This is a genomic window from Methylobacterium sp. WL18 (assembly GCF_008040015.1).
Taxonomy (GTDB): Bacteria; Pseudomonadota; Alphaproteobacteria; order Rhizobiales; family Beijerinckiaceae; genus Methylobacterium; species Methylobacterium mesophilicum.
The window spans coordinates 1-9,576 of record NZ_VRVD01000133.1; the positions used below are offsets into that span (position 1 = coordinate 1).

The window sequence follows — 9,576 nt, forward strand, 5'->3', positions numbered from 1 at the left end:
GGCGGCACGGGGCGGGATGAGGTCATGGGATCTCGACGGCGGCACGCATTGTGGGCTCGGCTAGATAGCGGCGTGCCCGCGTGCGCGCCACCACCGCCACGGGAGGTCAAGTTTTTTGCTGCGAGCCGTGCGGCCCATGCTATAGGGCGCGCTTCCGGCGGCCGGCGACGCGCCGGGTGTCGGCGCGCGCGGGCGTGGCGGAACTGGTAGACGCGCTGGATTTAGGTTCCAGTGTCGCAAGACGTGGGGGTTCGAGCCCCTCCGCCCGCACCAGGACGCTTCCAGATGGCGCGGTCCCGTTCGGGGCCGCCTCATCCCCGTATCCGACACCGTCGTATCCCGGACCGCGCGACCAAGCCGCACGACGCCGGCCCGGCCGGCGACCACAAGGTCTTTTGAAGAGCGACGACGACGATGCAGGTGACCGAGATCAACGCCCAGGGTCTGAAGCGCGAGTTTCAGGTGCTGCTGGCCGCCCAGGAACTCGAGGAGCGCCTGAATACCGAGCTCTCCGGCATGAAGGACAAGGTCCAGCTGAAGGGCTTCCGCCCCGGCAAGGTCCCGGTGGCGCATCTGCGCAAGGTCTATGGCCGGTCCGTCATGGCCGAGGTGGTGCAGAACGCGGTCAACGAGGCGAACCGCAAGATCGTGGCCGACAACGATCTCAAGCTCGCCCTCGAGCCGCAGGTCGAGTTCCCGACCGACCAGGCCGAGATCGAGAAGGCGCTCGACGCCAAGGCCGACCTGGCCTTCAAGGTCGCCCTCGAGGTGATGCCGAACTTCGAGTTGGCGGACCTCTCCGATGTCAGCCTCAAGAAGCTCGTCGCGAAGCCCGAGGAGTCCGAGGTCGATGAGGCCCTGCAGCGCATGGCCGGCCAGAGCCGCCCGTTCAGCGAGCGGGAGGAGGGCGCCGAGGCCCAGGATGGCGACCGCGTCACCATCGATTTCGTCGGCCGCATCGACGGCGAGGAATTCCAGGGCGGCAAGGGCGAGGGCATCGACCTGGAACTCGGCTCCGGCTCGTTCATCCCCGGCTTCGAGGAGCAGCTGGTCGGCGCCAAGGTCGGCGACAAGCGGGTCGTGAAGGCCACCTTCCCGGAGGCCTACGGGGCCGAGCAGCTCGCCGGCAAGGATGCCGAGTTCGACGTGACCGTCACGAAGATCCAGGCGGCCGGCGAAGCCAAGATCGATGACGAGTTCGCCAAGTCGCTCGGCATGGAATCGCTCGAGAAGCTGCGCGAGGCGATCGCCAAGGCGATCGGCGGCGACTTCGAGGCGGCCTCGCGGCGCAAGCTGAAGAAGGAACTCCTGGACGCCCTGGACGGCAAGTACGCCTTCGAACTGCCGCCCTCCCTGGTCGCGCAGGAATTCGCCAGCGTCTGGGCCCAGGTCGAGCAGGACCTCAAGGCCCGCGGCAAGAGCTTCGAGGACGAGGACACCACCGAGGAGAAGGCCCAGGCCGACTACCGGAAGATCGCCGAGCGTCGCGTCCGGCTCGGACTCGTGCTTGCGCAGGTCGGCGAGAGCGCCGATATCAAGGTTTCCGACGAGGAGGTGAACCAGGCCCTCATCGCTCGGGTCCGGCAGTTCCCGGGCCAGGAGCAGCAGGTGTGGGACTTCTACCGCAAGAACCCGCAGGCGCTCGCCGAGCTTCGGGCGCCGCTGTTCGAGGAGAAGGTGGTTGACCACGTCCTCGGTCAGGTCAAACTCGTCGAGGAGCCGGTCTCGAAAGAGACGCTTTTCGCCGATGAGGATGACGACGACACGACCGGCGAGAAGCCGGCAGACAAGGCCGAGGCCAAGGACGAGTCCAACGCCGAGGCAAAGGCCGACTGAGCCCCGCACTGTCCCAGGACGGCGGGCATAGGGTTAGGCGATGGTTAAGCATCGCCAGTGTTCGCTGACATGCCCGGGCTGCCCTGATTCGCGGCAGCCCCGGGCCTCATTCTGGGCAGGACGAGATGAGAGATCCGATCGACGTCTACAACAACGCACTCGTGCCGATGGTCGTCGAGCAGTCGAGCCGCGGCGAGCGCGCCTTCGACATCTACTCCCGTCTCCTGCGCGAGCGCATCATCTTCCTCACCGGTCCCGTGGAGGATTACGGTGCGTCGCTGATCGTGGCGCAGCTTCTGTTTCTCGAGGCTGAGAACCCCAAGAAGGAAATTTCCTTCTATATCAATTCCCCCGGCGGCGTCGTGACCTCGGGCCTGTCGATCTACGACACGATGCAGTTCATCCGTTGCCCGGTGACGACGCTCTGCGTCGGCCAGGCCGCCTCGATGGGCTCCCTGCTGCTCACCGCCGGCGAGCCGGGCCACCGCTTCGCCCTGCCGAACGCCCGGATCATGGTCCACCAGCCCTCCGGCGGCTTCCAGGGACAGGCCACCGACATCCTGATCCATGCCCGCGAGATCGAGGCGCTGAAGCGGCGCCTGAACGAGATCTACGTGAAGCATACCGGCCGTGATTATGCGGCCATTGAGACCGCGCTGGAGCGCGACAATTTCATGACCGCGGATGCGGCCAAGGAGTTCGGCCTCATCGACGAGGTCATCCAGAAGCGTCCCGAGCCCGCCGCCGCCTGACGGTTGCGTCGCCTGACCGCCGCGGCGTGGCCTTGATCCCGCCGCGGCAGCGTGTTTGCATCCGATGACAGGGCCCATCGGTCAAAGACGCGCAGCATACTGTTTCTTTAAGCGGGCCCCCTTACGTTGAAGCGATGCGCGTGCGCCCTTAGCCGGCTGCGTACGCGACGAATCGGAGACCGATATGAGCAAGACTGGCGGCAACGACTCCAAGAGCACGCTGTATTGCTCGTTCTGCGGCAAGAGCCAGCACGAGGTCCGCAAGCTGATCGCCGGCCCGACCGTGTTCATCTGCGACGAGTGCGTCGAGCTGTGCATGGACATCATCCGCGAGGAGTCGAAATCCTCGCTGGTGAAGAGCCGCGACGGGGTGCCCACCCCGAAGGAGATCCGGCGCGTCCTCGACGATTACGTCATCGGCCAGGACTTCGCGAAGAAGGTCCTCTCGGTCGCGGTGCACAATCACTACAAGCGGCTCGCGCACGCGACGAAGCACAACGACGTCGAGTTGGCCAAGTCCAACATCATGCTGATCGGGCCGACCGGCTCGGGCAAGACGCTGCTCGCGCAGACGCTCGCCCGCATTCTGGATGTGCCGTTCACCATGGCGGACGCCACGACGCTGACCGAGGCGGGCTACGTCGGCGAGGATGTGGAAAACATCATCCTCAAGCTGCTCCAGGCCTCGGATTACAACGTCGAGCGGGCGCAGCGCGGCATCGTCTACATCGATGAGATCGACAAGATCTCGCGTAAGTCGGACAATCCGTCGATTACCCGGGATGTGTCGGGCGAAGGCGTGCAGCAGGCGCTCTTGAAGATCATGGAGGGCACGGTCGCCTCCGTGCCGCCGCAGGGCGGACGCAAGCACCCGCAGCAGGAGTTCCTGCAGGTCGACACCACCAACATCCTGTTCATCTGCGGCGGCGCCTTCGCGGGGCTGGAGCGGATCATCTCCCAACGCGGCAAGGGCACCTCGATCGGTTTCGGCGCCAGCGTGCAGGCTCCCGACGACCGTCGCACCGGCGAGATCTTCCGTTCGGTGGAGCCCGAGGATCTGTTGAAGTTCGGCCTCATCCCCGAGTTCGTCGGCCGTTTGCCGGTCCTGGCGACCCTCGAGGATCTCGACGAGGCCGCGCTGAAGAAGATCCTTCAGGAGCCGAAGAACGCCCTGGTGAAGCAGTACCAGCGGCTGTTCGAGATGGAGAACGTCGACCTGACGTTCCAGGACGATGCGCTTTCGCTGGTCGCCCGCAAGGCGATCGAGCGCAAGACCGGCGCCCGTGGCCTGCGGTCGATCCTGGAGACCATCCTGCTCGACACGATGTACGACCTGCCCGGTCTCGAATCGGTGGAGCAGGTCGTCATCGGTCCGGAGGTGGTCGAGGGCAAGTCGCGCCCGCTCTACATCCACGGCGACCGCAACAAGGAAGCGCCCGCCAGCGTCAGCGCGTAAGCGCCTGGCGGGGTTGCGTTAAGCACCCGGCTCCGGCCGGGTGCGCCGCGGGAAACATCTTGAAAACGGTGGACCCCGCAGCCACCTCAGGCTCATCGCGGTGGCCGCTCGCTCCTTCGAGGAACGGTCCGCGTCGCCAGCCGCAAAGTCCACGACAATCCCGACCCTCGCGGCCCGGTCGGCCCCTGGCGGCGGTTCGCCTCATCGATGAGGGGATCGAAGCCGGGCGTCCCTGAGAGGAAGTCCCCCATGACACAGTCGAAATCGCGCCAGCCGGTTGTCCCGGGCTCGACGGGTTCCTACGCCGTCCTCCCCCTGCGCGACATCGTCGTCTTCCCGCACATGATCGTGCCCCTGTTCGTCGGCCGCGAGAAGTCGATCCGCGCCCTAGAAGAGGCGGTGCGCACCGATCGCCATATCCTGCTCGCCACCCAGATCAATGCGGGTGACGACGATCCGGCGACCGACGCGATCTACAAGATCGGCACCCTCGCCTCCGTATTGCAGCTCCTGAAGCTCCCCGATGGGACCGTGAAGGTGCTGGTCGAGGGCATCGGCCGCGCCAAGGTCACGGGCTTCACCCGCTCGGACGAGTATTACGAGGCCACTGCCGAGGCCCTGCACGACGAACTCGGCGACCGCGTCGAGGCCGAGGCGCTCGCGCGCTCGGTGCTCTCGGAGTTCGAGAACTACGTCAAGCTCAACAAGAAGATCTCCCCGGAGGTCGTCTCGGCCGTGACCCAGATCGACGAGCCCTCGAAGCTCGCCGACACGATCGGCTCTCATCTGCTCGTCAAGATCTCCGACAAGCAGGGTATCCTCGAGACGCCGACGGTGGCGCAGCGCCTCGAGCGCGTGCTGTCGCTGATGGAGAGCGAGATCTCCGTGCTCCAGGTGGAGAAGCGCATCCGGACCCGCGTCAAGCGGCAGATGGAGAAGACACAGCGCGAGTACTACCTGAACGAGCAGATGAAGGCGATCCAGAAGGAGCTGGGCGACTCCGAGGACGGCCGCGACGAGCTGGCCGAGCTGGAGGAGAAGATCGAGAAGACCAAGTTCACCAAGGAGGCGCGCGACAAGGCGACGGCCGAGCTGAAGAAGCTCCGGCAGATGTCGCCGATGTCGGCCGAGGCCACCGTGGTGCGCAACTATCTCGATTGGATGCTTGGCATCCCGTGGGGCAAGCGCTCGAAGATCAAGAAGGATCTGCTCGGCGCCCAGACCCTGCTCGACGAGGATCATTTCGGCCTCGACAAGGTCAAGGAGCGGATCGTCGAGTACCTCGCCGTGCAGCAACGGGCGAACAAGCTCACCGGCCCGATCCTGTGCCTCGTTGGTCCCCCCGGCGTCGGCAAGACTTCCCTGGGCAAGTCCATCGCGAAGGCGACTGGTCGCGAGTTCGTGCGCATGTCGCTCGGCGGCGTGCGGGACGAGGCTGAGATCCGGGGTCACCGTCGGACCTATATCGGCTCGATGCCCGGCAAGATCGTGCAGTCGATGCGCAAGGCCAAGACCTCGAACCCGCTCATTCTGCTCGACGAGATCGATAAGATGGGCATGGATTTCCGCGGCGATCCGTCGGCGGCGCTCCTCGAGGTTCTGGACCCCGAGCAGAACAGCACCTTCAACGACCACTACCTGGAGGTGGACTACGACCTCTCGAACGTGATGTTCGTGACCACGGCCAACACCCTCAACATCCCCGGTCCGCTCATGGACCGCATGGAGGTGATCCGCATCGCCGGGTACACCGAGGAGGAGAAGGTCGAGATCGCGCGCAAGCATCTGATCCCGAATGCTTTGAAGAAGCACGGCCTCGGGACGCACGAGTGGTCGATCGACGACGACAGCTTGATGATGCTGGTTCGCCGCTACACGCGGGAAGCCGGCGTCCGTAACCTGGAGCGCGAGCTGTCCAACCTGATCCGCAAGGCGGTGAAGGAGATCCTGATCACCAAGACCAAGTCGGTGGTGGTGAACGCGGATACCCTTCCGGTCTTTCTCGGTCCGCCGAAGTTCCGCTACGGCGAGATCGATGCGGACGATCAGGTCGGGGTGGTCACGGGCCTGGCCTGGACCGAGGTCGGCGGCGAGCTGCTGACGATCGAGGGTGTCATGATGCCCGGCAAGGGCAAGATGACCGTCACGGGCAACCTGAAGGACGTGATGAAGGAGTCGATCTCTGCGGCCGCATCCTACGTGCGCTCGCGGGCCATCGACTTCGGGATCGAGCCGCCGTTGTTCGAGCGTCGCGACATCCACGTCCACGTGCCGGAGGGGGCGACCCCGAAGGACGGGCCGTCCGCCGGCATCGCGATGGCCACCGCCATCGTCTCGACGCTGACCGGCATCGCGGTCCGTCGCGATATCGCGATGACCGGGGAGGTGACGCTCCGCGGTCGGGTCCTGCCGATCGGCGGCCTGAAGGAGAAGCTGCTCGCGGCTCTGCGCGGCGGCATCAAGACGGTGCTGATCCCCGAGGAGAACGCCAAGGACATCGCCGAGGTGCCCGACAGCGTGAAGAACGGGCTGGAGATCATCCCGGTCTCCCGGATGGATCAGGTGCTGGAGCGGGCGCTGGTGCGGGCTCCGGTCGCCATCGAGTGGGAGGAGCCGCTGCCCGTGGCCAAGCCCGCCCGGACGGAAGAGGACGGCGCGGCGTTCATCGCCCACTGATCGACAATTGAACCGATGCGACAGCCCCCGGAGCCTGCTCCGGGGGCTTTTTCGTGGGACCGGCCGACATGCGCATCCTGCTGATCAACCCCAACACCAGTCAGGCCGTCACCGACCTCGTCGCTGACCACGTGCGCCGCCAGATCGACGGTTGCGCGGACCTGCGGGCCGTCACGGGCCGGTTCGGCGCGCGCTATATCGCGAGCCGCGCGGCCTCGGCCATCGCGGGCCATGCCGCCCTCGACGCCCTGGCCGAGCATGGGGATGCCTGCGACGCGGTCTACCTCGCCTGCTTCGGCGATCCGGGCCTGTTCGCCCTGCGCGAATTATCACCTGTGCCGGTCGTCGGCATGGCGGAGGCGGCCTGCCGAGAGGCCGCCGCCTCAGGGGCGTTCGGCATCGTCACGGGGGGGACGGCGTGGGACCCGATGCTCCGGGAGTTCGTCGCCACCCTCGGCCTGTCCGACAAGCTCGCGGCCATCGCCACGGTGGCGCCGACAGGAGGCGACATCGCCCGGGATCCGGACGGCGCCCTCGGCATCCTGGCGCAAGCCTGTCGCGACTGCCATGCGGCCGGAGCGAACACGGTAATCCTCGGGGGCGCCGGCCTCGCCGGGCTGACGCGGCGGCTCGAACCGCAGGCCCCATGCCCCTTGATCTGTTCCGTCGAAGCCGGCACCCGCGCGGTCCTGGCCGCCGCGATGGCGCCTGCCGCTCCGGCAGCGCGCCCGATGCCGATGGAGAGCCTGGGCCTCACGCCCGCCCTGACCCGCCGGCTTGCGGCACCCTGACGGCAGCCCCTTGCGCCGTACCGACCCCATGCCGTAACGGTCGGCCGCCGGGCGGTTAGCTCAGTTGGTAGAGCGTCTCCTTTACACGGAGAGGGTCGGGGGTTCGAGTCCCTCACCGCCCACCAGCGCTACCGGGCGCGGCAGCGACGGTTCCCTGGGCCGAGGTCCGCACCCCCCCATCGACCTGGGCTACGAAGTGAGCGCCGGACTTCCGTAAAGACACCCAGACGGAGTCTAACCCCCGATCGATCGAGCCGCCCGTACGACCGCAGCAGCATCAATGTGCGGGAACATGTGACCGGCACCGGGCAGCAAGTCGAAGGTCGCACCCGGGATCATCCGGGCGGCGGCGGCCCCGTGCAGGTACGCATTCACCACGATGTCGGCGCCGCCGCAGAGGATGCGGGTTGGAACGCTGAGTTTGGGGTAGCCCACCACGCTGCGGGTCAGGGCCGGCCAGAGCCAGCCGGCATCCTCCCCCTCGGCGGTGATCTGCGCGGCCCGCCCGGCCAGCGCGAACGGGAAGTCGGTGCGGAACCGCTCTGGCATCGCCTGGGGCAGGAACATCGCGTGCCACAGCAGCGGCAGCAGCGCCGGATCGCTCGACGCGCTCAGGGCCCGGGTGAGGAGATCCCCGCCGAACGGCAGCGCCCGCGGTCCGAATAGCATCTGCTCGAGGCGCAGCTCTGGGAAGCAGATCGGGGCCAGGGAGACGATACCGGTGATCTCGCCCGGGTAGAGCATCCCGTAGGCGAGGGCGACCGCGCCGCCGAACGAGTGACCCAGGATCACCGGTCGCTTCAAGCCCAGCCGCTGCATCGCGTCCCGGATCTGCTTAGCCTGATCCCAGATGTCTGCCCCGGATCCGCGCGGGCGCAGGCTGAACCCATGGCCGGGGCGGTCGACGGCGACCACTCGGAAATGCTTGGCGAGCGCCGGCACCGGGCCGAGCCATTGATCCTCCAGGCACATCAGCGTGCCGTGGATCGCCACGAGGTCGGGGCCTACGCCGGTCTCTGCATACGCGATGGTCCGGTCGTCCGGGAGGTGAACGAACCGGCGCGGAACGATCCGAGGATCGGCGCGCTCGCCCGGCGACGGCTGGGCCGGGCCGGGGAGGGTTGCTGCCGTGAAAGCCAATTACAGGCGCTTCCTGCGGCCGGGGGCCGATCCGAGCAGGGCCAGAGCCGCCACCGTGCCGACCCCGAGCAGACCGGCCGCCGTGGCGAGCGGGTGCAGGCTCGCCCGGGTGTAGGCGCTCGTGCGCATCACGTAGACCGGCGGGTCGCCGCGGGTGAGGCCGGCCGAGACCGGTGCGTGCAGGGCGCCGGACGGGTCACGGGGCGGGATGCCGCGCTTCTGCATCGCGATGATCGCGGGGGCCATGTAATCGTAGGCGCCGGGGGCGAATTCCTTGCCGGCCACGAAGGCCTTGCCGGCGCCGCCGACGAAGATGTCGCGCTGCGGGTGTACGGCTGCGTGCAGGATCGCGTTGGCGACTTCCTCGGGCGGGTAGATCGGCGGCGGCAGACTCGGCTCGCGGTCCATGTAGTTGCGCGCGCGCTGGGGCAGGGGGGTGTCGATCGAGGCCGGCTTGACCAGCGTCACCGAGATCGGCGCGTCCTCGACCATCAGTTCCATGCGTAGGGCGTCGGTGAAGCCCTTCACGGCGTGCTTCGAGGCCGCGTACATGCCCTGGAACGGGAAGGCGAGATCGGACGCGATGCTGCCGACGTTGATCAGTGCGCCGCCCTGCTTGTTCAGGTGCTCAACGGCGACCAGGGACCCGTAGATCGTGCCCCAGAGATTGGTCTGGATCAGGCGCTGATGGTCTTCGTCGCTGATCTCGCGGAGGCGGCCGTAGATCGACGCGCCCGCGACGTTCACCCAGGTGTCGAAGCCGCCGAACGTCGCGACCGCCCGGTCGGCGATCGCCTGGACCTCGGCCCGGTTGCCGACATCGGCGACGACGTGGAGCGCCTTGCCGCCGACGCCCTCGATCTCGGCCTGGATCTTGGCCAGCGCGTCGCCGCTGCGGGCGGCCAGCACGACCCGGGCGCCGCGC

General features: G+C 67.4%; 7 protein-coding genes and 2 tRNA genes. 7 read left to right on the top strand and 2 right to left on the bottom strand.

The genetic code is table 11. The features are described 5' to 3' along the window. Window positions 1-188 precede the first annotated feature (188 nt). The 7 genes from FV228_RS12185 (at window position 189) to FV228_RS12215 (ending at window position 7,636) form a co-directional block, all read left to right on the top strand. Window positions 189-273, top strand: a tRNA-Leu gene (locus FV228_RS12185). 141 nt (window positions 274-414) lie between these two features. Beyond that, entirely contained in the window at window positions 415-1,836 is a 1,422-nt protein-coding gene (gene tig / locus FV228_RS12190; RefSeq protein WP_147854864.1) for a trigger factor, read from the top strand. 125 nt (window positions 1,837-1,961) lie between these two features. Then, a complete protein-coding gene (locus tag FV228_RS12195) occupies window positions 1,962-2,588 on the top strand; it encodes an ATP-dependent Clp protease proteolytic subunit (RefSeq protein WP_147854865.1) in 627 nt (208 codons plus the stop codon). Between the two features lie 184 nt (window positions 2,589-2,772). Then, window positions 2,773-4,044, top strand: coding sequence for an ATP-dependent Clp protease ATP-binding subunit ClpX (gene clpX, locus FV228_RS12200; RefSeq protein ID WP_007567156.1), 1,272 nt, complete (start codon window positions 2,773-2,775; stop codon window positions 4,042-4,044). Between the two features lie 249 nt (window positions 4,045-4,293). Further along, complete coding sequence (gene lon, locus FV228_RS12205) at window positions 4,294-6,720, top strand: endopeptidase La (protein WP_147854866.1); 2,427 nt, start codon at window positions 4,294-4,296, stop codon at window positions 6,718-6,720. Between the two features lie 68 nt (window positions 6,721-6,788). Continuing rightward, complete coding sequence (locus tag FV228_RS12210; RefSeq protein ID WP_147854867.1) at window positions 6,789-7,511, top strand: aspartate/glutamate racemase family protein; 723 nt, start codon at window positions 6,789-6,791, stop codon at window positions 7,509-7,511. Window positions 7,512-7,560: 49 nt separating this feature from the next. Continuing rightward, window positions 7,561-7,636 (top strand) — tRNA-Val (locus tag FV228_RS12215). A gap of 109 nt (window positions 7,637-7,745) precedes the next feature. On the opposite strand, the gene FV228_RS12220 is transcribed toward FV228_RS12215, so the two are convergent. Together FV228_RS12220 and FV228_RS12225 are read right to left on the bottom strand one after the other, a co-directional pair. Continuing rightward, entirely contained in the window at window positions 7,746-8,651 is a 906-nt protein-coding gene (locus FV228_RS12220) for an alpha/beta hydrolase (protein ID WP_147854868.1), read from the bottom strand. Beyond that, window positions 8,652-9,576: SDR family oxidoreductase (locus FV228_RS12225; protein WP_147854869.1), on the bottom strand; the 925-nt coding region annotated here is incomplete at its 5' end.

Excerpts from the sequence above, each read along its gene's own strand:
- lon (WP_147854866.1), top strand. The coding sequence starts at position 4,294 with ATGACACAGTCGAAATCGCGCCAGCCGGTTGTCCCGGGCTCGACGGGT.
- FV228_RS12210 (WP_147854867.1), top strand. The coding sequence starts at position 6,789 with ATGCGCATCCTGCTGATCAACCCCAACACCAGTCAGGCCGTCACCGAC.
- clpX (WP_007567156.1), top strand. The coding sequence starts at position 2,773 with ATGAGCAAGACTGGCGGCAACGACTCCAAGAGCACGCTGTATTGCTCG.
- tig (WP_147854864.1), top strand. The coding sequence starts at position 415 with ATGCAGGTGACCGAGATCAACGCCCAGGGTCTGAAGCGCGAGTTTCAG.
- FV228_RS12195 (WP_147854865.1), top strand. The coding sequence starts at position 1,962 with ATGAGAGATCCGATCGACGTCTACAACAACGCACTCGTGCCGATGGTC.